We start from the raw sequence: 23,287 nt of genomic DNA, 5'->3' as shown, positions 1-23,287 counted from the left end.
GAAGGGGTCGGGGGCAAGCGGGTGCGGCGCGGCACGGCGACGTCGCGCCCTGGGGCGGTCGAGAAGGGGGGCCGGGTGGAAGGCGGGGCGGGCCGGCGCCGCGCCCCGCCCCGGTCGTGGCGTCAGCGGCGCCGGCCGCGGCGGGCCCTGGGCGTCTTCAGCTCCTCGAAGCGCGGCAGGTCGCCGTCGAGCACGCGCTGCCAGGCCCGGCGGTACAGCCCGGCCGCGCTCTCGGCGGGCAGCAGCACGCCCAGCGCGGTGCTGCCGCCGCCGAGCAGCGGGAGCTTCCAGGTCTCCAGCGGCAGGTGCGGGCCGCGCTGCTCGGTCCAGCCGCCGGGCAGGAAGAGCGTCCGCCCGGCCCGGGTGCGGGTGGCCCGCACGACCAGGTCGCTCGCCGCGAGCTCGGCCCGGGCGGCCTTGAGCCGGGCCGGCCGCCAGCCCGTCCAGCGGGCGGTGTTGCGGTCGGTCGGATCGGGCATGGCCAGCAGCATCAGGTAGAGCGCGGCGGCGTCCGCGCCGAGCCCGTGCCGCTCGGAGGCGTCCGCGACCAGGTCGGGCACCGAACGCGACGGGTCCTGCGGCCACCAGGTGCCGTCCGGGCCGCGCTCGCCGGCCACCGGGTCACCCGGGTCGCCGAGCAGTGCCTCGTAGCCGGGCGATCTGACCGCCTCGAGGGCGGCCTCGGCCGGGAAGGGCTCGGCCGCGTTCTCCCGCAGCGCGGGCAGGTACGGGTCCTCGCCGGCCGGGCCCAGCAGGGCCGTGCGAATGGCGGGGGCGGGCTGGCTGTCATGGGTGGCCATGACGATCGCGCCGTACCGCTCGTAGCCCTCGCCGACCTCGCTCGGCGCGCCAGCCACCTTGCGGAAGTGCGGCAGGCTGACGTAGCGGCCCAGGTCGAGCATCAGCCCGGGATGGGCGAGCCGGGCGCGGACGGCGGCCAGCGTGACGGGCAGTGAGGCGCGCAGCGGGTCGCCCGCGGGCAGCCGGTGGGCGAGCCAACCGGCCATCGCCACCGCGCCGACCAGGCTGGCGGCGGTGAACCCGGTGCGCGACTCCACCGGCACCGCCCGGTCGCCGCGGACCGTCCAGTCCAGGTCCTCGGTCAACTCCGGGGCGGCAGCCGGGTCCAGCACCGCGGTCAGCGCCGAGCGGGCCGGCCAGGAGGTGCGGACCGCGCGGACGGCCTCCGCCAGCAGCGCCTCCGGGACGGCGGTCCGGCGGCCCACCCGCTCGTTCCACACCCGCGCGGCCGCGGCCACGTCCGGGCCCTCGGTCCACAGCAGCGCCGCCTCGGCCGGAAGCAAGGCGGCGAGCAGCGTGCGACGGGTCTCGGCGTCGAGGTCGCGCAGCTCGTCCCGGGCGACGGCCGCGTCCGCGACCTTGAGCCCGAGCAGGGCCCGGGTCTGCGGCGGCAGGAAGTTGCGCTCCCGCGCGTCCACGTGCGGCATACCGGCGACCACCAGCGCGGCCATGGTGCCGGTGACGCCGGTGAGTTCGGCGAAGCGCGCGGCGGCCCGGGGGAACCACGGCGCCGGCTCGCGCCCGGCCGCGTACGCCAGCAGCGCGGCCGCCCGGTCGTCCGGCCCGGCGCCGGTGAGTGGTGCGCTGGACAGCAGGCTGTACGGCGCGGGCACCGTGAACTGCCCGGCCGGGTCGTGGAAGAGCGCGTGGGACTCGGTGTCGCCGTTGTCCGCCACCGTCCCGTCGGAGAACAGCAGGAACGCGCCGCCGCCGAGTGGCAGCAGCATGGTGCGGTCGCCGCGCCGTACCGTGCCGTCGCGGTCGGTGAGGTGACGGCCCGCCACCCGCAGCCGGACGCTGCGCCAGCGGGCGGTGCCCGCCGTGCTGGTGAGCCCCAGACCGGCCAGCACCTCGAACAGGCCCCGCAGTGCGGCCCGGGCCTCGGGTGCGGTCGTGGCCGACACCGCCCGCAGCGCGGTCGCCTCGGGCAGCGCGGGCAGCAGCCGCCAGGAGACGCACTCGTGGGGCGGGTTGGTGGCGTCCAGGTGCACCGTGCCGGCCGGTGCGGCCTCGGTGGCGAGGTCGGCGGCGCGGGCGAGGAAGTGCAACTGCCCGGCCGCCGAGCGGCTCTGCCGCCCGTAGTGCCAGGGGAGGACGCCGAGGCCGGCCAGCGCCGGGCGCAGCTGGACGTCGTCGGGGCCGGGTGCCTCCGCCTCGGGTGCGGCCCCGCCGGAGAGCTCCAGCTCCAGGCGCCGGGAGACGGCGGTCAGCTGCTCCCGGGGGCCGAGGGCGAAGCGCGCCACGCCGGCGATGCCGGCCACCAGGGCGTCGGCGGTGACCTGTGGCAGCAGCGCGCGGACCCGGGCGATCAGCTCTTCGGGGCGCCGCGGGTCGGTTTCGGCGGCGGCCTCGAGCAGGGCGGTGGCCGTCTCGCCGTCCAGCTGCCGCAGCGCCGCGGAGCCCTGCGGGTCGCGCGGCCGCAGGTGGTGCCAGTAGCGCAGCGGCGGCAGGATCAGCGTGCCCTCGGCGAACGCGCCGGGGGCGCCGTCGGTGCGGGCGGTGGTGGTGGTCACGCCGTCCGGGTCGACCAGCCGGATGCCGTAGACGCCGTCCTGGACGACCGCGTGCGGCCGGTCCGCGCCGGGGAACTGCACGATCGCCAACGGCCGGTTCTGGCGCGCGGGCAGGGTGACGCCGCGTCCACCGAGGTCCTCGCCGCGCTTGGAGCCGTCGGGCAGCACGACCGTGCGCCAGCCGAGGACGCCGTCCACCGGCACGCCGGCCGGGGAGGGCACAGCGTCCGGCGCCGGCCTCACCCAGCCGCTCCCGAACGTGCTGCCCGCCGGGGCGTCGTGCAGCGCGTCGGCGAGGAAGGCCGGCAGGGACGCGCGGCCGACCGTGTCGGTCGCCGGGTCGTACTCCCTCCAGGTGTACGACCGCGAGCTGCCGTCCGTGTCGGCCCAGACCCAGTACGCGCGGCCATCGCCGATGACGCTGCGCTCGGCGGGCAGGGCGGTGTCCCCCGGGTGCACAATGCCGTGGCCGCCGGTGCGGCCGCCGCCGGGCAGCGGCAGGCCGTGGGTGGTCATCGAGCCCAGCCACGTGGTGCGGGTGCCGCGCCGGGCGGTGCCCTCCGGCATGGTGAACACCCGGTCGGCCGCGGTGTGCCAGTAGCCGAGGCAGCGTTGGCCGTTGGCCCGCGACCGCCACTGGACGAGCAGCGAGCCGTCCACGTAGTGGTAGCCGGCCTCGATCGCGTCGCCGGCGGGTATCCGCAGGTCGTGGGTGAGCACCGGGCCGTCGGCGCCGAGCACCCGGACCTGCGAGGGGCCGGCCGCGATCAGCTCCGGCCAGGCGTCCGCGACGACGATCTCGTCGACGTCCTTGCGGGGTACGAGCTCACCGGCGGCCGCCTCCCAGGCCGGCCAGGACAGCTCGTCGAGCAGGCCCGCCCGCAGCGTGCGCGCCATCACCTGCGCCACGTCGATGGCGGCCGCCGCCCGGACCTCCTCCTCGGCGAGCACCAGGACCTCGCCGGGCACCCAACCGAGCGTGCGGAACGCGCCCGTGCACTCGGGCAGGCCGGCGGCGAAGGACCGGCGGGCCACCTCGGCCATCCACTCGGCGAGCATCGGCCGGCCGCCGGGCGAGCGGGCGAGCATCGCCAGGGCGTGCTTCCCCGCCGCGTCGTCGGAGAGCCGGTTGACGCCCCGCCCGAACGCGGGCCGGAACCGCGGATCGGCCTCCAACGCCACCAGGTCGCGCCGCTCCTCCTCCACCGCCCACTGCTCCAACCGCAGGCCGGCGTTCGAGCCCGGGTCGGCGACCGGCACGCCCAGGGCGAGCAGTTGGTCCAGCAGGTCGACATCGGCCTCGGTGAAAGCCACCGCGCTGCCGGCCGCCTCGTGCTCGGCGCGCAGCCGCTCGGCCATCCGCTCGACGAGCGGGTGGAGCGCGGGGATGCGGGCGCGGCCGCCCCAACGGTTGCCGCGCCAGGCGAGGAAACGCTCGAACCAGCCGGCGGTGCCGTCGGCGGGACGCTCCTGCCGCGGCAGCGTCTCGTCCCACAGGCCCGCGCTCGCCCCGGACTCCTCCAGGACCTCCAGCCAGAAGGCCGGCAGGTCCGCCTCGTGGGAGGACGGCATCAACTCGAGCAGGCGGCCGCGCACGGCCGCATCGTGCCGGGCCAGCGTCACCAGGGCCGCGCGGTGGCGCTGCCACCAGCCGGCCGCGGCGCGCAGCGTGGCGGGCAGGGCGAGAAGCTCGGTGAGGTAGTCGCCCTCGGCGGTCCCCACGTCTGCTTCGGCGGCGCGGGCCAGGCGGCGCAGATCAGTGGCCATCACGGCGGACGGCTCCAGACCGCCCGCGGTGCGACGCACGCACAGCCGGCGGAATCGCTCGAACGCCTCCTCGGCCGGCACCCGTGCGCCCAGCTCCTTGGCGTACCCGGAGAGCACCTTGACGGGCAGCGCGCCGGCCAGGGCGAACTCGAGGAAGACCGCGTCGAGGCGCTGTTCGTCCAGCGCGAGGCCGTGCTGGGCCTCCGCCTTGCGGGCCCGGGTGAACATCTGTGCGGCGTACTGGGCGTTCTCGACGCCGAGGAACACCCGGCCGGCCTGCTCGTAGAAGGTCGGCAGGAAGTGCGGCACGGCGGCGGCCAGCCGCTCGGCGATCGCCTGGTAGGCCTCCAGGGCGGCCTTCGGCTTCGAGGCGGCCTGCCGCGCGACGCGCTCCAGCTCCGGCAGGATGCCCAGGGCGTGGTGGCCGTCCTCCGGATGGTGCGCGAGCACCCACTCGGGGAAGCCCAGGGCCTGGCGCAGCCCGAGGCCGACCTCGACCGGCTCGGCGTCCGGCCGCAGGCCGAGGAAGCCGGCCACCTGGTCCTCGGCGGCGCCCAGCTCGGCGGGCACGAGGCGCACCACGACCCGTCCGTCCAGGCCAGGGTGGCGGTAGGTGCGGGCGGTCAGCGGGACGGCGCGCTCGCCGCCGCCCTTCGTCCCCGGTGCCAGCACGGCGCCCGCCCGCAGCAGCTGCGCGGCCTGATCCTCGGTCATCGTCGTTCCCACTCCGGTGTCCTTGCACTCGCTCATGCGCTCTTGCTCTCCTCGACCGTGCGGCCGGCGTACAGCGCCGCGGCCATGCGCATCCCCTCCGACCAGGCGACCGGGCCGACCTCACGCAGGGTCAGCTGACGGCCCTCGCTGTCCCGCCAGCTCAGCGGGCCGGTCCGCGCGTCACCGTCCCAGTACGGCTCGCCGATCCACACCGTCGGTTCGACCGTCCGCCCGCCGTCCCGCACCCGCGCCGTGGCGTGGCTGCCGGAGACGCGGTAGCCGAGCGAGGTGGCGCGGGCGGCCAGAGCGAACCGCGAGGAGAACCGTCCGCCGGCGAACTCCTTCGTCTCGGTGGCCTTCTCCGGCAGGTCGGCCGGCTTGTGCCAGGTCGCCCGGTGGATCTGGTCCACGCCCTGCACGACGCCGAGCTCGGCGGCGAACTCCCGCAGGTCGTCCAGGTCCTCCAGCAGCACGGGGTGCGGCAGCGTCACCACGGCGGGGCGGATGCGGACCGTCTCGCCGTCCAGGTTCACCAGCCGCAGTTCGCCGTCGACGGTCGCGTCGCGCAGGAGGCCCACCTCCTGCGCGCCCCCGTCCTCGCCCCCGCCGACGACCACCAGGTCACGCAGCGCGGCCTGCCAGGCCTCGTCCGGCCATACCCGGGCCAGCAGGCCGGTCGGCACCGGCAGCGAGGACACCATCCAGGCGTCCACCTGCTCCCGGCAGGACACCGCGTGACGATCCAACCAGGCCGCGAAGCGGCGCAGCCGGTCCGTCTCGGGATGCTCCCGCACCGCCTTCGGCAGGGACTTCAACTGCCTGCCGGCGGAGCGGCCGGCCGTCGACCGGGCCGTCACCCTGCCCTCCACCAAGGCGACCTCGTACCCGTCGCCCGCCGCCAGCCAACCCATAACGGCTCCCACCTCGTGCTCTACATGCCGTCAGAAAACGCGCAGCCCACAGGGGTACGAACACCCCCGTCTGCGGTGATGTCGGAAACCTAGCGGCCCCCACGGACAGCTCCGTCCCGCCGCCGCCAGGGGTCGCCGGCAGGCCCGTGCGCCGTGTTGTCGGAGGTGCCCCCGGACCAGGGCCGGACCGCGTCACCCGGGGCCACCCGGGGTGTCCCGGGCCCGGCGCACATGCCTCGTCGCTGCACGTACCAGACCCGGGCGGCGCCACCGCTGGGCACCACGGGCCGACCCGAGGGTGTGTCGCATCTCACGTCACCGCAGCGGCACGGCCGGTTCCCGCGGGGTCGCGGTCCTCCCCCGGCGCGGGCCGGACGGAGTCATCGGGAGCGGAAACACCGAGCCGGTGGTCACCCCCGTGGGGCGACCACCGGCGAACGGTGCGGTTCTCGGACTTCAGCCGTGGAGCGGCTCAGGGCACCGTCACGCCCCGCAGGACGACCGGACCGAGAGTCGGGTCGAGCTCCTTGGCCTGGGAGACACCGGGCGGGGTGATCGTGTCCAGCACCTTCGGCACGGAGCTCGGGTCGACCGAGCAGATCACCGCGGTGTCCCCGCTCGGGCACACGCCGAAGGTGTAGGGCCGCGCCGTCGCGGTGAACGCCCGTGCCTGGTCCGGGCTGTAGCCGTCCTGGCCGGTCAGCGCGAGGGTGAAGGTCCACCCGCTGGTCGGCGTGCCGAACGTCGACCGAGGCAGCGCGATGGTGATCGTGTCGCCGGCGGGCGAGGCGACCACGGCGGTCGGCGTGCCGATCCGGTTGCCACCCGCGTCGACCCACACCGGCGGGGCGAAGCCCTGCACCTCCAGGCGTTCGCTCCAGGCGTCGGCCGGTGCGATGGAGTAGTTGCGGGAGGCGTACGCCGGGGCCGTCGAGGTGGAGCCGGCGGCGGGATCGTGCACGTAGACGTCGAGCAGTTGCAGGCCCATGGCGCTGCCGAACTCCGGGGTCAGCGACTTCAGCGTGGTGCGCAGGTAGACCGTGCCACCATCGGTGATCACCTGGAAGCGCGTCAGGTCGAAGGAGCCCGGCACGAACGACGCGGCGGTCGGGTACCGGTAGCCGCCCGGCCCGTTGTCGTCGCCGGTCGGGTCGGTGACGTCGAGCACGGTCGTCCCGCCGGCGACGTCGCCGAGCACCGAGGTCTGCGCGTAGCCGGTCGCACCGGCGGCCGTGGTCGCACCGACGGTGATCTCGTTCGTGCCGAACCCGGTGCCGACCTGGGCCGAGAACGCGCCGGTGGGACCGGCCTGCGTGGTGACCGTGGCCGCGGCCGTGCCCGTGGCGGTGTCGTCGGAGCCGACCACGACGGTCGCGCCCGGCGTGGTGGTACCGGTGACGGTGGTCGTCGCGCCGGTCACGGTCGTGCCGCCGGTCGGTACGGTCAGCGTGACGGAGGCTGCCGCCGGGGCCTGGTGGGTGACGTAGCGGGAGGTGGTGAGCGACGGCCGGTCGAGCGTCCGGTTGGCGCCCAGATCCGTGATCAGGCGCAGTTCCTGTGCCTGTGCCCAGGTCAGCGGCGATGCCGAGCCGGCTGCCCGGCCATCGGTGAAGCCGATGGACGCGGTGCTCGGGTCGCTGCCGTAGGGGGACGCGGGCAGGTCGGGGTCCTCCCAGACCTGTTCCGGGACCAGGCCCACACCGGAAGCAGACCCGATCATGGAGGAGAGCAGCGAGGCGGCGGTCGCCTCGTCACCGGCGGCGATGGCGGACTCGGCGCGCTCCCCGGAGAGCACCGGCCACAGGTGCCCGGTTCCGGTGTCGGTGGTCGGCCAGGGCTGCCCCGCGGTCGAGCAGGAGATCTGGCTGTGGGAGGTGGAGCAGTCACCGTAGCCGTCCGCGCTGCCCGCGCTCGCGGCGTTGCCGTAGCGGTAGTAGCCGACACCGGAGGGGGTCCGCACCGCCAGCTGCCTGTCCAGCACGCCCAGCGAGTTGGTGAACACGGGGTCGCTCGAAGGGAGTTCGCCGAGCCGGACCAGCTCCTGGAAACCCCCGTCGATGACCGTGCGCTGGTCCAGGGTCGGCCCGCCGTTGCCCAGGTTGTAGCCGATCGCGGCGTTCGGGTCACCGGTCTTCGACAGCCGGATGAAGTACGGGGACGTGCTGTCCGGGCCGGTCGAGGTGACGGTCCAGTCCTTGACGTCGCGTTGGAAGTCGTCCGCGGTGGCCTGGTAGAGCTGGGCGTCGGCGTGGTCGCCGTGCCGCTGGGCGATGGCCGAGGCAGCGGTCAGGCCCGCGATCTCGGCGGCGATGGTCGAGGGTGAGTACCCCGGCTGCTCCTCCCAGCGTTCGACGCCGTAGGACGGGCCGTGCGAGACCAGGAAGTCGGCGGCGGGCTTGATGTGCTGGGACCACAGCGCGTTGTCGGCGGTGAGGCCACTGAGGTAGGCCATCAGGATCGGGTAGGCGGTCTCGTCGAGCTGGTCGCCACCCGTGTCCGGGGCGGGCTCGCCGTTGACCAGCGAGTTGCGTGGCAGCTCACCGGTGGGCAGCTGCTGCCGGTCGAACAGGAACAGCGTCGCCGCTCGGGCGGTGGCGGTGTCGCCGTCCGCCAGCAGACCGGTGAACGCCTCGTACAGGTCGCGGCCGAACACCTCGCGGTAGGAGCCGAAATAGACCGGCTTCCCGCCGACCAGGGTGTCCGCGTCCACGGCCTGGCCCCACGGGGAGGCCAGCGAGGCGACGATGGCACCCGGATACGTCTTGTCCTCACTGGACTTGATGACGTTGGCGTCGAGGTAGTAGGTCGAGCGGACGGTGGCGGCGGGGATGCCCGGTACCGACGCCGGCGGGCGCTTCAGCGTGCCGTCGTACGCCTGCCAGGTACCGGCGTAGGCGTTGCGGACGGCGGCGAACGGCGTGCGGAGGGACGCGGCTGCCGTGCGCACGGCCTGGGCCTGGGTCCGGCCGAAGCCGAGGGAGAGGGTGAAGTCCTGGCCGTGCCTGGGAGTGACGTCCTCGGTCGCGACGATGTGGCCGTTCGGCGTGGAGGCGCCCGGGGGCAGGGAGTGCACGGTGTCGAGGCTGGTGAGCCCGTCCCCGCTGGTGCCCGCGTAGCCGACGGCGGCCTTGCCCGCGGAGGTGGCGGTCAGTGCCATGAAGGTCGGGACGGCGTAGCCCCGGTTGGCCGCCTGGGTCGTGGTGTTGGTGCTGTAGACGACCGGGGTTCCGGAGTTCGCGTCCACGACGCCGGTGTTCGCGCCCGCGTTGTCGGTGCCCCCTCCGCCGTCGCCGTTCACGTGGGCGTCGAGCCGCGCGTACACCCGCAGTGCGTGCACGTCGGTGGAGCTGCCCGGCAGCGCGCTGAGCCGGGTGTTCATCAGCACGGTGTCGCGCGCGGGGTCGGTGAGGTAGGTGGTCTGCAGCTGGAAGCCGTGCTTGGCGTCGGTGGAGGTGACCACGCAGGTCATGCCCGAGTCCTCGGCCCGCACGGTGTAGCTCATGTCGCGGGTCTGCGCGTCGGTGAAGGACCAGCCGTCGGTGACGAGGTACTGCAGTGTCTGCACGTTGGTGTTGTCGACGGTCGGCTCGTACACGTCGGACAGCACGCCGTCGGCGACAGTGTACCAGACCTTGGACGTGGTGTTGCGGGCGGTGCCCAGACAGTCCTTGCGTGCCAGGTCGAAGGTGGAGGCGGTGCCCGGCTGCCCGGACGCGCCGCCGGTGCCGGCGCGGGCGGCCCCGGCACCCGTGGCGAGCAGCGCACAGACCATCGCCGAGGCGAGCGTCGCGGTGCGCCAGGAGGGTCGTGCCTGTCGGATCAGGGGTGATCTCGACGTCCCGCTCCCGGGATCGCCGCGCCGTAACCGTGATGACGGCCGGGTCCAGGGTTGGGGCCGGGCGAGCGCCGGTACCGTCGCGGAGGCGCGACGCGGCGCACGTAGCTTGAACACCATGGGCTCCTGCGGGACGTGGTGAACGGTGGGGCGGCTCACTCGGGAACACGGGCAGCGGGCGACGGGGACCGGGGAGGCGGCGCCCCCTGGCCCCGGCAAGGGCGCGGCGACCGCCATGGCTTGACGGTGTGCAGTAATGTGGCAGCAAGCGCGGCTTAACCTAGTTGACACAGATGGCACCTGACTAGCCTTGAGAGACCACTTCTTGGCGTATGTCGGCTGCGGCGCCACATCCCTCTCGCAGATGTCGGCCAGGAGGGCAGCACTGTCCGTCCGAAGGCCATCGAGCTGCGGCGGAGTGGTTTCGAGAAGTGAACTATGTGACCCGGGGTGGCTTCTCCCCCGAGGCCCAGTGCCAGGACCCGAATGGAGCACGCCCCGCGGGGAAGGGTCACCCGCACCCGGGACCTCGGGGACCCGAGCGGACGAACACCGGGTGGCGGCGGGAAGGGACCTTCGTAGGCTGTTGACGTCAGCCAACGGGCCTGCTGTTCCGAAGCCCGGTCCCCTGTGCTCTCAGAGGAGAGATGCCATGACCGCTTCCGCTGCCTCCGGGGCCTCCCGACGTTCCGAGACCGATGTCGCCGGGTTCACGGCCTCGCCGCAGCTCGCCCGGGCCCTGCAGCAGATCGTGGTCGACCTGGTCGAACTGCACCTCCAGGGGAAGCAGGCCCACTGGAACGTGGTCGGCCACAACTTCCGGGACCTGCACCTGCAACTGGATCAGGTCGTCGACGACGCCCGGGAGGCGGCCGACACCATCGCCGAGCGCATGCGTGCTCTCGGGAGCTGCCCGGACGGCCGTTCCGACACCGTGACGGCGACCACGACCCTGCCCGGGTTCCCGGAGGGCGAGCAGAACGTGAGCACCGTTGTCGACCTCGTCACCGCACGCCTGCGCGTCACCGTCGACACCCTGCGCACCCACCACGACCAGGTCGACAGCGAGGATCCCTCCACGGCCGACCTGCTGCACGGGATCATCAACTCCCTGGAGAAGCACGCCTGGATGGTCAGCGCGGAGAACCGATCCGTCTGAGGCGGGCCCCTGGTCCGCCCCCGGTGCAGGTCCGTGCGGTCCTCGGTGGCGGCGCCGCCGCCACGGCTCGTCGAGCAGTCCCGGGAACTACCGGCGCAGGGCTGGCAGTTCGGCCGCGAACTCGGTGAGCAGGGCGGCGAACTCCTCCGGCCTCTCCTCCTGCGGGGTGTGGCCCGAGCCGTCGATCAGCTGGACCGCGCCGCGCCACAGCCGCGGGAGCTCGAGCGAGCGCAGGTACGCCAGGTCGACCAGCTGTTCCTCGCTGCCGTGCAGGATCGCCAGAGGCTGCGGCATGGTACGGGCTATCGCCAGCTCGTCCGCGAACGCGCCGGCCGCCAGGCTCGCCGCCAGCCCGGCGCGGGCGGCGGGGGCGGTGGCCAGGATGTCCTGTGCCGCCGCGTCGAGCGGCAGCGCCGACCCCGGTGCGAGCTGACTCGCCGCGTAGGCCCGTGCCTCGTCGGGGCCCACCTGTTCGCTGAATCCCACGCTCATCGCCGGGTGCGGCAGGAACGCCTCGCCCATCGCGGCCGGCGTCGACATCGGCGGCGTGCCGAACACCGCGAGCCCGGCCGCGTCGGGCAGGAGCGGTGCGGCTTCCAGAGCGATGTGACCGCCGAGGCTCCAGCCGACCAGCAGGGCGCCCGTGGCGCCCACGGCCCGGGCGAAGCCGGCCAGCACCCCTGCGTAGAAGGGAAGTGAGTAGGCGTCGGCCGTGGCGGCGGGGGCGGAGGCTCCGTGACCGGGAAGATCCAGCGCCAGGCAGCGGAAGCGCTTCCCGAACGGGCCGTCCAGCAGCCGTTGCCAGGTCCGTGAGGAGGCGGAGTTGCCGTGCACCAGGACGACCTGTCCCTCCTCTCCGGTGCTCTGCCGGTAGGCGATCTCCAGGCCGTTGACCTCGACCAGGCGCTGCTGGGTCACGTGCGGGTACCTTTCCAGGAGCCTTCGGGCGGTGCTGCCGACACATGATCAGGATTTCACGCGTCCGACGGCTCGGCAAGATCGACAAGTCCCGGGCGACAGCCGGCGCGGCGACGCTCGCGGCGGAGCTGCGAGCGCCCTGGCCCCGGAGGCCTGGTACCGGCCACGACGTCGCGGCGGCCCGCGACCACGGACGCATCGGCTCCCGGCGCTGGCGGACCGACGACGTCACCACCGCCCGCCCCGGCACGGCGTACCGGCCGGGCCCGGGCCGGGTCAGGTCCGCAAGGAAGGCGCCGGTACGACCATCACGGGGCAGTGAGCGTGATGCAGGACGCCCTGGCTGACCGAGCCCAGCAGCATCCCGGCGAACCCGCCACGGCCGCGGGTGCCGACCACCAGCGCCAGTGCGTGGGCGGACACCTCGGACAGCACGGCCACCGGGTGGCCGAGCACCACCTCGTGCGTCAACTCCACCTCGGGATAGGCCTCCAACCGCCCGGCCGTCGCCTCCGCGAGCATCCGCCGGTACTCCTGCTCGGCGGCGTGCCGCTGCTCCGCCGTCGCCCGCCGCTCCGGCTGCCAGGCGAGGACCGCCCGCAACCCGGCCCCGCGCCGCGCCGCCACGTCGAACGCGTGGTCCACGGCGAACTGCGCGCCCGGACTGCCGTCCACCCCGACGACCAGGTACGGCGGGTTCTGGGTGGCGTGCTCCGGATCACGCACCACGACCACCGGGCACCTGGCGTGAGCGATCAGCGCGACGGCCGCCGATCCGGCGGAGAAGAGTTCCCGGACCGGGGTGAGCCGACGCGACCCCAGCACGACCTGGGCCGCGTCCTCCGCCTGGTCCCGCAGCACCTCGATCGGATCCCCGTCCAACTGCCGGACCTCCACCGGCACACGGGGGCACCGCTCGGCGACGAACTGCACCGCTTCGGCGAGCACCTGCTCCCCCGCCAGGTGGTCGAGCCGGTCCTGCTCGATCATGTCGGCGGCGGCCAGCGGCCAGGCGACGTCCCGGGTCATCAGCCGGGACGCCAGGACCAGACGCAGCGGCAGGTCGCGGCGGTCCGCCTCATCGGCGGCCCAGGCGAGCACCATCCGACTGGGGTTGTCGGGATCGACGCCGACCACGACCGGTGGAAGGCCCTCGGGGGTCATGGCCGGCCCCCGCCGTTCCCGGCCACGTCCGGGCCCCCGTCACGCGTTCGGCCCGGGCCCGAGTCGCCCATGCTCGCTTTCATCACGGTCTCCTTGCTTCGAAGGTCCTCAGCTGCTCTTCAGGTCTGTGACCACGCGTTCCGCTGCCCGTTCGGGGCGACCGGGTCGGCCGGTACGCGGCCCCTGGCGTGCTCGTTGCACGCTCCGTGTCGGGACCAGTCGTTCCGGGTCATGACTCCTCCTCCGGCATCCGCCCCGCCGATCCCGCCACCCCCGGGGATCGTCGACCGGTTGCCGTCTCCTGCCAGCATCCCTCCCCCCGAGCTCGCCGGCACGGGGTCCGTTCCCGTCCGTGGCCGGTTCGCGCTGGTGAGAGGGCCGGACCGGCTCGGCAGGCCCGAGCTGGCCGTGCCAGGTGCCCGCGGCCGTGGCACCGGGGGTGGCCGAGGGGTGCGGGACGGCCGGCGTGCGGGCCCCGCCCGTGCTGACCGCCGGGCTGGACGGCGAGCAGGCCCGGCGGCTACCGGACGGCTGCCGGCGGCACGGCAGGCGCCTGGCGGGCCCGAACTCGCCGGGCCTGGTGCCGGGAACCCCGATGTCCCGCGCACCGGCTCCCACCGGCGCCGAGAGGCTTCGGCGAGGGCGGGGTCGCCTGCTGGTCACGCTCCAGCCGAACCGGCGGGCCGGCACGTCCTGGCATCAACCGTGCCCCGGCTCGCAGGGAGCGGGGCTGAGGTGACTCTGGAGCCGCGCGTGGCGGAACTGGTAGACCGCTCCGACCTGCCGCAGCACCCCTCGGTGGTAGGCGTCGTCGAGGAAGGCGACCGTCGCCCAGGGAAGCCGTCCGGTCAGGGGTAGCCAGATGCGGGTGAAGAGCACCCACTGGCCCCAGGCGGTCAACGCGAGGGCGTAGCAGACGGCGCCGGCGAGGCCGGCGGTGACACCGACCATGAGCCCGGAGAGCCGGTGCCAGCCGAGTGGGCCCAGCCAGCCCTGGAAGAGGTCCGTGATCACTGGGCCGCCGACGGTGATCGCGATGGTGAGCATCGGCATGAAGAGCAGCGCCTGGCGGATGACCGTGCCGCGGTTGATCGCCAGCAGGTCTGCCGGGGTGGCGGCGGAGCCGAGATCGAGGGGTGACTCCAGGGCGGCCATGAGCCCGAGCACCAGCCCTCCCGCCAGGCCGAAGAGAAGCCCGAACAGGAACGTGTTGACCAGCATTCCCTCGATCACCGTCGCGTCGATCCGCAGCCTCCCGCGGAGCAGGGCCTGCCCCACCATGAGCGCGGGTCCGTAGCTGGCCCCCACCACGAATCCACCCAGGAGTCCGGCGGAGACCGAGATGGGGAGCCTGCGGAAGGACGCGCCGCCGGTCCGTCCGCCACCGCCTGGCAGTCGTGGCTGCACGCAGGACGGCTCGAACGCTCTTTCGCCGAACACCACCATGATCCCGTAGATCAGCCCGAAGGCGAGGCCGACCGTCGGGCCGAACACGAGCGCGTCCGAAAGACCGGAACGCAGCACGAACGGCCCGCCGTGACCGCCGATCAGGTTCACGGCCGAGGAGACGAGCCAGTCGGACACGGCCGTGACCAGGGAGCAGGCGAGGACGACGGCGAGGAGGCGCGAGAACAGACTCAGCGAGCCGGACAGTTGCCACCACGCCAGGTCCTGGCGGTCGCGCTGCTCGGGCCGGTCGAGGTGCCCGGCGAGGTAGCCCAGGTAGTGCCGGGCGCGTTGCGGGTCCCACGCGCGGTGCGGGCGCGGGCGACCGGCGCTCGGCGGGGTCGGGGGTCGCCGACGGTAGACGGTCGGGACGAAGCCGGCCAGCAGGTGTTCCTCGAGGGCTTCCGGTGTCGGGAAGCGAGCGGTGTCCAGCAGGACGGCCGCGTCCTGCCCCGGGGTGTCGCTGTAGACGGTCCGGGCGAGCAGGACCATCAGCGGGGTGCTCAGCACCGTGGCGAGGTTGGTGCTGGACCGACTGGTCGGCTGGCCGCGCAGCCCGTCCAGGACGGGGTCCCACACGGTCGCGGCGCGTCCGGCCCGCTCCCCCGGCGCGGTCGGGCGCGCGGTGCGCGGCAGGTAGTGGACCAGGTCGTCCGTGGTCAGGTCGGTCAGTTCGATGCCGGCGGCCCTCCGGAGCACGTCGATCGCGGCCGCGTCGGCGAACTGCTCGCTGCGGCTGGTCAGCAGCAGGGGCAGGGATATCGCGTTGAGTTCCCGCAGGGCGGCCCCGTGGAGCCCTGGGGCGATCTCGTCGAAGCCGTCGAGGACCGGCAGGATCCAGCCGGCGTCGACCAGGGCGGCCGCCAGGGAGAGGCGGCCGGGGGCACGTGCGGCGAGGTTCGGGTGGTCGCGCAGCAGCCGCTCGATGAGCCAGTCGCGCAGCGAGGTGACGGTCGGGTCCCACGATCCGATGCTGAAGATGACCGGCACGGGATCGCCGCCGGAGCGGGTGCCCAGGTAGTCGAGGACGAATCGCAGCATCAGGACGGTCTTGCCGGAACCGGCCCGGCCGAGCACCACCAGCCGCCCGGACCCGACGCGCCGGTAGACCTCGGTGACCTCGGCCAGACCGCCGTCCAGGGACAGCGGGCTCGCGATGGCCCCCGGAGGGGCACCGCTGATGTTGTCCCAGTGGTCCAACAGACCCTCGGGCGCCGAGCGCCACCGCACGGGCAGCGGGAACGGGTCGTGGATCCGACGCTGCTCCTCCTCACGTATCCAGCGGCTGTGCACGTCGCGTGCCAACGACTCGGCGACCTCGGCCAGAGCGCCCCGGGGCGGCAGCGCGATGAGCCTGACCGGGTCGGGCACCGGCCCCGTCAACGGGTCGGGCGCCTCGGAGGCGTCCCCGACCGGGGCAGCGCCGGAGCCTGCGGCAGCGGCGCCCTTGTCGCGGTGCGCGGCCAGCAGGTCCTGGAACACGTCGTCGCGATCGCGCCCCAGGGCGTCGGCCAGGGCGTGGGCGACCTGCTTCACCGTTCCCAACCGGGCGTCGGTGGGCTTGCCGGTCTCCAGCCGGTGAATCGTCCGCACGCCCAGTCGGGCCCCCTCGGCCAACTGCTCCTGCGTCAGCCCCGCCTCGAGCCGCAGCCCACGGAGCAGGGGACCGAACTGGCTGCTCACTTCGACGTCCTCGCTCCGGTCAAGCTTCTTCCGCTTACGTTCGGATCACTGTACTGGGGTGTCGGCCATATCTGGCCGGTCCGTGGCCGGTCCGTGGCCTGGCGCTCTGACCAGCCAGAACGCCAACATGATCATCAGCCGCCACGACCGACAGCACGCAGCACGACGCTGCCGGGCGAGCGGCCGGCTCGCGGAGGCCGAAGGATGAACTTCCGTCGGGGGAACCCGCTCTGACCCAGGAAAGTTGACCCGCATGTCCAGACCGAACCTGAACCCGAACAAGCCCATCCGTCGCCGCGAGGACGCGCCCAGCGGCCTCCTCGACCGGCACCCGCGCCATCGGCGGGGTGACAACGTCACGACGACCACCGTCAGCGACGGCGGCGGCAACGGGATCGTCCCGGTCCCCGCCGCCGACTGACCAGGGATCGGGCCACCGGTCATGGCCGGGCGACCGGCTGACCGGACCGCCGGACCGGGCCACCGGGCCCCGAACCGGCAACCGCACACGGTCGGCTTGACCGCACGAGGGGAGGGCCAAGCCGACCGTAGTCGCGGCCGGGGACGGGCGTGCCGTCGCGCCGGCACCGTGCCCCGGTCGCCCGCCGGCGCGCCGCCCGTCCCTCAGCCGGCCTCCGGCCGCAGCTCCACGCCCGCGCGGCGGGCCTGTTCCAGCACCAGGACCGCGTAGTCCTGCTCGGTGTAGCCGGCGCCCACCGCCGAGGCCACCAGCTGGGTGGCCTGCGCGGCGATCGGCATCGGGACCTCCAGCCGGCGCGCCTCGGCCAGGCCCAGCTCGAGGTCCTTGCGCAGCAACGGCGGCGTGAACGTCGGCGTGAAGTCCAGGTTCACCAGCGTGTCCCGCTTGGACCTGGTGAACCCCGACCCCATCACCGAGTCGTTCAGGAAGTCCAGGAAGGCGGCCCGGCTCACCCCGCCCTTCTCCGCCAGGACCAGCACCTCCGCCAGTCCCTGCATGCTGATCCCGAGCAGCACGTTGTGGCAGATCTTCACCAGTCGCGCCGCCTCGCCCTCCCCCACCCAGGTCGCCGCGCGTCCGAGTGCCGCCAGCACCGGCCGCACCCGCTCGAGCGCCTCGCGCGGCCCCGAGACGGCCAGGCTGGCCGTCCCCGCCGCGACCGCGTGCGGGTTGCCGCTCACCGGTGCGGCCAGGAAGTGGCAGCCGCGTTCCCCCGCCATGGCGCGGACCTCGGCGGACGCCTCGGACGAGACCGTGGAGCAGTCGACCAGCACCCCCGGCACCGCGTCCTGGGCGAGCACGCCGGCCGCCCCGCCGACCACCTCCAGCAGGTCGGGCGAGGCCGAGACCATGGTGAACACGATGTCGTGGCCGGCCAGGTCGGCCGGCCGGTCCGCGATCGCGGCGCCGAACTCCACCAGCGCCTCCGCCTTGGCGCGGGTCCGGTTGTACACGGTCACCGGGTGGCCGGCCGCCAGCAGCCGGCGCACCATCGCACCGCCCATCCGGCCGGCGCCGATCCAGCCGATCCGCGCGCTGCCGTCCAACGTGCTCGCCGTGCCCGTCGTGTCGCTCATCGTGCTCCCTTTCAGGTCTGTCAGGCTCTTCTGACGCTACTTCGACTCTGCCGGGGCCTGAACCATCGTGTCCAACGATGATTCTCGATCCACTCGATCGCGTCATGCGATAGTTGACGGCGTGGAACTCAGACAACTGGAGTACTTCCTCGCGGTCGCCGAGGAGCGGAGCTTCTCGCGCGGCGCCCGCCGGGTCCACATCGTCCAGTCGGCCGTCTCCGCCGCCATCGCCCGCCTGGAACGCGACCTGGACGTCGACCTCTTCGACCGTACGGGTCGCCGCATCGCCCTCACCCCTGCGGGTGAAGCGCTGCTCCCGCAGGCCCGGGCCACCCTGGAGGCCGCGCGGCGGGCCCGGGACAGCGTGGCCGCCGTGCGCGGGGCACTGAACGGCAACGTGGTGATGGGCACGCCGCTGACCACCGGGCCGCTGGACCTGCCGGCCGTGCTGGGACGCTTCCACGCCGCGCATCCGGGCGTGGCGCTGCAACTGCGCCCGCCGGGAGCCGGGTCGGTCGGGCACCTGGCGGCGGTGGCGGACGGCGTGCTCGACCTGGCGCTGGTCTCGCTGCCCGATCCCGGACACCCTGGCGTGGAGTTGGACCCGCTGCTGGTGGAGCCGCTGCTGCTGGTCTGCCGGGCGGACCACGCGCTCGCCACGCGGGTCCCCGGGGCCGGGGCGGGGCTCGACGCGCTGGCAGGCGAGCCGTTCATCGACTTCGCGCCGGGCTGGGGCAGTCGGGCGGCCACCGACCGGGCGTTCGCGACGGCCCGCCTGCGCCGGCGGGTGGCGTTCGAGGTCGCGGACTACGGGACGGCGGCCGGGTTGATAGAGCACCGCTTCGGCGTCGCGCTGATGCCCGCGACGGCGGCCCGACGCACCGGGCTGCACACCGTCCCGGTGGCCGACCCGCTGCTCACCTGGACGCTCTCGCTGGCCCGGCGCGCCCCCTCGCGTACCTCGCCGGCGGCGCTCGCCCTGGCAGCGGCGATCCGGGCCGAGGTCCGCCGGGAGCCTGCCTGACCGTCCGCGGCGCGCCGGTGCGCCGGGCCGGACGGTGCTCGTGGTCCTCCGTGCGCCGATGGCGCGGCCGCTCAGGAGTCGAGTCGTCACGCCTGAAGGGTGACTCCCCGTCGGACTGTCACGGTCAGGGAGGACCTCAGTACACGTCGCGGACGTAGCGCTTGTCGGCGGCGAGCTGTTCGACGTAGGCCGCGGCCGCGTCGCCGTCCAGGCCCCCGTGCGCCGCCACGATCCCGAGCAGGGCTCGGTCGACGTCCTTCGCCATCCGGGCGGCGTCGCCGCAGACGTAGAAGTGGGCGCCCTCCTGGAGCCACCGCCACAGGCGCGGGCCGTGCTCGCGCATCCGGTCCTGGACGTGGACCTTGTTGCGCTGGTCGCGGGAGAAGGCGAGGTCGAGGCGGTCCAGGTGACCGGTCGACCGGAAGGCTTCGAGCTCCTCGCGGTGGTAGAAGTCGGTGGCCGCGTGCTGCTCCCCGAAGAACAGCCAGTTGGGGCCGGTGTGGCCGCGGGCCCGGCGGTCCTCCAGGAAGCCGATGAAGGGGGCGACGCCGGTCCCCGGGCCAACCATCACCATCGGGGTGCCGGGGTCGGCGGGTGGGCGGAAATGCGGGGAGCGCCGGACGAAGACGGGCACCGGGCCGTCGTCGGCCGAGTCGGCGAGGTAGCTGGAGCACACCCCCTTGCGGTCACGGCCGAGGTCGTTGGTGTAGCGGACGACGGAGACGGTGAGGCGGACCTCGCCGGGGTGGGCGAGCGGGCTGGAGGAGATCGAGTACAGGCGGGGCCGGAGCCGCTTGAGGACACCGACCCACTCGGCGGCGGCGGCTCGGACGGGGAAGCCGCCGACCACGTCCACGGCCTGCCGACCCCAGCTCCACTTCGCGAGCTCGCCCTTGTTGTCGGGCCGCAGCAGCCGCTTGAGGTCGCGGTCACCGGTGCGCTCGGCGACGAACCTCAGCAGGTCCGGGGTGACCCGGGCGATGTCGAGCCGGGCGCGCAGGGCCTCGCCGAGCGGGATGTCGCCCGCGTCGGGGACGCGGACGCTCTCCTCGGGGTCGAGGCCGGTGACGGCGAGCCATTCCGCGACGAGTTCGCCGTCGTTGGCGGGCCAGACGCCGAGGGCGTCGCCGGCCTCGTAGGCGAGTTCGCCGCCGCGCGTGTCGAACACGAACTGCCGCACCTCCCGCTGCGACCCGGGGAGGCTGAGCAGCCGGTTGCCGATCAGCGGGGTGACGAACGGGAACGCCCTGCTCCAGCCGGTCGGTGACGGCGCGTCCAGGCTCGCCGCCGCGCCCGCGGGTGCGGGTACGGGTGCGGCGGTCGCCGGCGGGGCCGCCGGCCGGCGGTCGGCCGCCTCGGCGAGGGCCGCGACGACCCGGTCGAGCCACTGCGCGACGACCTCGTCGTAGTCGGGTTCGCAATCGGTGCGCGGGAGGAGGCGGGCCGCGCCCAGTTCGCCGAGCCGCTCGTCCAGGCGGCGGCCGTGGCCGCAGAAGTCGTCGTAGGCGGAGTCGCCGAAGGCGAGGACGGCGTAGCTCAGGCCGGTCATCGGGCCCCGCCCCGGGGCGGCCAGGGCACTCCAGAACCCGGCGCCGTTGTCCGGGGCGTCCCCGTCACCGAACGTGCTGCTGACGAACAGGACGGGTACCCCGGCCGGGAGGGCGTCCGGTGTGGTGTCGTCCATGCCGGCGAGCTTCACCTGCCACCCTTCCTCGGCCAGGCGACGGGCGGCAGCGGCGGCGAACTCCTCGGCGTTGCCGGTCTGCGAGGCCCACAGGAGGAGCACCTCGCGTGCCGGAGCGGCATCCGCCGCCGGCCGCGCCCGCCGGTCCGCACCAGTGACCGGGGCGGACGTGCTGGCCGGTGCGGGAAGGGCCCGCGCGGTGCCGGAGAACATGCCCGCGAGGACGCCCTCGACCCATCTGGCCCGCTCCGGGGCGATCGGCGCGCGGGCGGGCAGCACCGGCACCGCGGCCTGCGGCGGGGCGGCCCGCAGTCCGGCGAGGAAACCCGCCAGGTAGCGCCGTTCCTCGGGAGCGAGCGCGGGCGGAGTCAGGTCCGTGATGCCGAACAGGTCGCCCAGGGCGGCGAGCCCGGTGTCCTGCCGGAGCACGGGCGGGGCCTGTGCCGCGTGCGCCGGCGGGGCCGTTCCGGCATCGGGGGCACGGGCGGGCTCCTTCGGTCGCGGCGCGGCCACCACACGCAGCGAGACCGCGCAGACCTTGAGTTCGGGCTGGAACGAGAGGGGGTCGATCGCGTCGTTGGTGACGGCGTTGATGCTGAGGTACTCGCCGAAGAGGTCGTTCCAGTGGAACGGCGCGAAGCAGTTGCCCGGCCGCACCCGGTCGGTGACGACGGCGGGCAGGACGGCCCGGCCGCGCCGGGAGGCGACCTCGACGTGGTCCCCGTCCCCGGCGTCCATGGCGGAGGCGTCGTCGGGGTGGATCTCGACGAAAGGGCCGGGGTTGAGCCTGTTGAGCCCGGCGACCTTGCCGGTCTTCGTGAGGGTGTGCCAATGGTGTTGCAGGCGGCCGGTGTTGAGGACGAACGGGTAGTCGTCGTCGGGCAGTTCGGCGGGGGGGCAGGTGCGGGCGGGCGAAGAACCGGGCCCGGCCCGACGTGGTCGGGAAGGCCAGCCGCGGGCGGCTGCCGTCCGGCAGTTCCAGCAGGGTCTGGCTGACGCCGTCGTTGAGGTAGCGGATCGGGTTGCGGTCGGGGCTGTCGGCGCTGGGGGCCGGCCACTGGACGGGGGTGCTCCGCAGTCGGTCGTAGCTGACGCCGCGCAGGTCCCAGCCGGTCCTCGGGTTCCAGGCCTGCTTGAGCTCCTCGAAGACGTCCTCGGCGGTGGCGTACGTGAAAGCCTCGGCGAAGCCCATCGCGCACGCGACCCGGGCGATGAGCCGCCAGTCGGGCAGGGCCTGGCCGGGCGGGTCGACGACGCCCTGGACGAGGGTGAGGTTCCGTTCAGAGTTGACCATGATGCCGTCCGACTCCGCCCAGAGGGTCGCGGGCAGCACCACGTCGGCGTGGGCGTTGGTCTCGGTGGCGGCGAACACGTCCTGGGTGATGACCAGTTCGGCGGCCTCCAGGCCGGCGATGACGGTCTTGCGGTTGGCGACCGATGCGACCGGGTTGGTGCAGATGATCCAGCAGGCCTTGATGCCGCCGGCCGCCATCTGCTCGAACATCTCCACCGTGCCGCGTCCGACCTCCGTGCGCAGCGTTCCCTCCGGAACGCCCCAGAGGTGTTCGACGAAGGCGCGCTCGTCCTCGACGAGGACCGAGCGCTGGCCGGGCAGGCCCGGGCCCATGTAGCCCATCTCACGGCCGCCCATCGCGTTGGGCTGCCCGGTCAGCGAGAACGGGCCGGAGCCGGGGCGGCAGATCGCACCAGTGGCCAGGTGCAGGTTGACCAGCGCGTTGGTGTTCCAGGTACCGTGGGTGGACTGGTTGAGGCCCATCGTCCAGCAGCTCATCCACTCGCTGGCCTCGCCGATCCACCGCGCGGCCTGCCGGATGCCCGCCTCCGGGATTCCGGTGATCTCGGCGACCCTCGCCGGCGGGTAGTCGGCGAGGAAGCCGGGCATCTCGTCCCAACCGTCGGTGAACTCCGCGATGAAGCCGGGGTCGGTGTGGCCGTCCTCCACCAGCAGGTGGAGCAGGCCGTTCAGCAGCGCCAGGTCGGTGCCCGGCTCGATCTGCAGGAACAGGTCGGCCTTGTCGGCGGTGGTACCGCGCCGCGGATCCACCACGACCAGCTTCGCGCCGGCCTTGACCCGGTCCATCATCCGCAGGAACAGGATCGGGTGGCAGTCCGCCATGTTCGCCCCGATCACGAGGAACACGTCCGCACGGTCGAAGTCCTGGTACGAGCCGGGCGGCCCGTCCGCGCCCAGCGACAGCTTGTAGCCGGAACCCGCGCTCGCCATGCACAGCCGGGAGTTGGACTCGATCTGGTTCGTCCGCACGAACCCCTTGGCCAGCTTGTTCGCCAGGTACTGCGCCTCCAGCGACATCTGGCCGGAGACGTAGAACGACAACGCGTCCGGCCCGTGCTCGGCCAGGATCGCCCGCAACCGCCCGGCGACGGCGGTGATCGCCGCTTCCACGTCCGTCTCCGCGGGCGCGGCGCCGCGCTCGGTGCGGATCAGGGCCTTCCGGAGGCGTCCGGGCGCGGCCATCATGTCGGCGCTGGTCGCGCCCTTGGTGCACAGGCGACCGGAGTTCGTCGGATGGTTCCCGTCCCCGGACGCCTTCACGACGGTGCGCCGCCCGGTGGCGGCGTCCCGGCCGATGTCGAGCACGATCCCGCAGCCGACACCGCAGTACGAGCAGACCGTCCGCACGCTGTCGGCCTTCGAGCCTGACACCGCCACCAGGACTCCTTCCCCGGGTCGCGATCCTCGCCTCCCGCGCACGGTGAGCGCGCCGCGGCCGACGGTGGGGAGTTCCCACGATCAGCACCGTAGGAGAACCGGATTACCGAGGCGTCACACCCGGTGGGTACGGCGGGTTAACTCCGCCGCACACGGGCGGCCCGTCGGTGTGAGCGACCACCCGGTGGTGTCGGCGCGT

The 23,287-nt window shown here is 74.2% G+C and carries 10 protein-coding genes and 1 pseudogene; 3 read left to right on the top strand and 8 right to left on the bottom strand.

Annotation, left to right across the window (positions count from 1 at the left end; all coding sequences use genetic code 11):
* Positions 1–122 precede the first annotated feature (122 nt).
* The 3 genes from ACZ38L_RS23745 to ACZ38L_RS23735 form a co-directional block, all read right to left on the bottom strand.
* Entirely contained in the window at positions 123–5,051 is a 4,929-nt protein-coding gene (locus ACZ38L_RS23745; RefSeq protein WP_465696810.1) for a DNA-binding protein, read from the bottom strand.
* Complete coding sequence (locus tag ACZ38L_RS23740) at positions 5,048–5,926, bottom strand: DUF4132 domain-containing protein (RefSeq protein ID WP_465696834.1); 879 nt, start codon at positions 5,924–5,926, stop codon at positions 5,048–5,050. Before ACZ38L_RS23740 ends, ACZ38L_RS23745 begins: the two co-directional genes overlap by 4 nt.
* A 472-nt stretch (positions 5,927–6,398) precedes the next feature.
* Positions 6,399–9,698 (bottom strand): glucodextranase DOMON-like domain-containing protein, encoded by a 3,300-nt coding sequence (locus ACZ38L_RS23735; protein ID WP_465696808.1) that lies wholly within the window; start codon positions 9,696–9,698, stop codon positions 6,399–6,401.
* Positions 9,699–10,413: 715 nt separating this feature from the next.
* Here ACZ38L_RS23735 and ACZ38L_RS23730 point away from each other — a divergent pair.
* Positions 10,414–10,920 (top strand): Dps family protein, encoded by a 507-nt coding sequence (locus ACZ38L_RS23730; protein ID WP_465696806.1) that lies wholly within the window; start codon positions 10,414–10,416, stop codon positions 10,918–10,920.
* Positions 10,921–11,007: 87 nt separating this feature from the next.
* On the opposite strand, the gene ACZ38L_RS23725 is transcribed toward ACZ38L_RS23730, so the two are convergent.
* The 3 genes from ACZ38L_RS23725 to ACZ38L_RS23715 form a co-directional block, all read right to left on the bottom strand.
* Positions 11,008–11,838, bottom strand: coding sequence for an alpha/beta fold hydrolase (locus tag ACZ38L_RS23725; protein ID WP_465696804.1), 831 nt, complete (start codon positions 11,836–11,838; stop codon positions 11,008–11,010).
* A gap of 276 nt (positions 11,839–12,114) precedes the next feature.
* Positions 12,115–13,002 carry a universal stress protein gene (locus ACZ38L_RS23720; protein WP_465696802.1) on the bottom strand — a complete coding sequence of 296 codons (888 nt, stop codon included), beginning with the start codon at positions 13,000–13,002 and terminating at the stop codon, positions 12,115–12,117.
* Between the two features lie 699 nt (positions 13,003–13,701).
* Complete coding sequence (locus tag ACZ38L_RS23715; protein WP_465696800.1) at positions 13,702–16,131, bottom strand: helix-turn-helix transcriptional regulator; 2,430 nt, start codon at positions 16,129–16,131, stop codon at positions 13,702–13,704.
* 253 nt (positions 16,132–16,384) lie between these two features.
* On the opposite strand from ACZ38L_RS23715, the gene ACZ38L_RS23710 reads away from it, so the two are divergent.
* On the top strand, positions 16,385–16,552 hold the full coding sequence (locus ACZ38L_RS23710) for a hypothetical protein (protein ID WP_465696798.1): 168 nt from the start codon (positions 16,385–16,387) through the stop codon (positions 16,550–16,552).
* Between the two features lie 203 nt (positions 16,553–16,755).
* On the opposite strand, the gene ACZ38L_RS23705 is transcribed toward ACZ38L_RS23710, so the two are convergent.
* Positions 16,756–17,688: an NAD(P)-dependent oxidoreductase gene (locus ACZ38L_RS23705; RefSeq protein WP_465696796.1), complete on the bottom strand. Its 933-nt coding sequence runs from the start codon at positions 17,686–17,688 to the stop codon at positions 16,756–16,758.
* A gap of 121 nt (positions 17,689–17,809) precedes the next feature.
* On the opposite strand from ACZ38L_RS23705, the gene ACZ38L_RS23700 reads away from it, so the two are divergent.
* Positions 17,810–18,712 carry a LysR family transcriptional regulator gene (locus ACZ38L_RS23700; protein WP_465696795.1) on the top strand — a complete coding sequence of 301 codons (903 nt, stop codon included), beginning with the start codon at positions 17,810–17,812 and terminating at the stop codon, positions 18,710–18,712.
* Positions 18,713–18,848: 136 nt separating this feature from the next.
* Here ACZ38L_RS23700 and ACZ38L_RS23695 read toward each other — a convergent pair.
* Positions 18,849–23,058: pseudogene (locus ACZ38L_RS23695) on the bottom strand (molybdopterin-dependent oxidoreductase).
* Between the last annotated feature and the right edge of the window lie 229 nt (positions 23,059–23,287).

The sequence above is a fragment of the Kitasatospora sp. NPDC024654 genome, from assembly GCF_055559155.1.
This window is presented reverse-complemented; position numbering and strand designations above follow the sequence as displayed.

Bases quoted from the DNA above. Each gene is read 5' to 3' on its own strand.
- ACZ38L_RS23745 (WP_465696810.1), bottom strand. From the start codon at position 5,051: ATGAGCGAGTGCAAGGACACCGGAGTGGGAACGACGATGACCGAGGAT.
- ACZ38L_RS23720 (WP_465696802.1), bottom strand. From the start codon at position 13,002: ATGACCCCCGAGGGCCTTCCACCGGTCGTGGTCGGCGTCGATCCCGAC.
- ACZ38L_RS23705 (WP_465696796.1), bottom strand. From the start codon at position 17,688: ATGAGCGACACGACGGGCACGGCGAGCACGTTGGACGGCAGCGCGCGG.
- ACZ38L_RS23735 (WP_465696808.1), bottom strand. From the start codon at position 9,698: ATGGTCTGTGCGCTGCTCGCCACGGGTGCCGGGGCCGCCCGCGCCGGC.
- ACZ38L_RS23740 (WP_465696834.1), bottom strand. From the start codon at position 5,926: ATGGGTTGGCTGGCGGCGGGCGACGGGTACGAGGTCGCCTTGGTGGAG.
- ACZ38L_RS23730 (WP_465696806.1), top strand. From the start codon at position 10,414: ATGACCGCTTCCGCTGCCTCCGGGGCCTCCCGACGTTCCGAGACCGAT.
- ACZ38L_RS23710 (WP_465696798.1), top strand. From the start codon at position 16,385: ATGTCCAGACCGAACCTGAACCCGAACAAGCCCATCCGTCGCCGCGAG.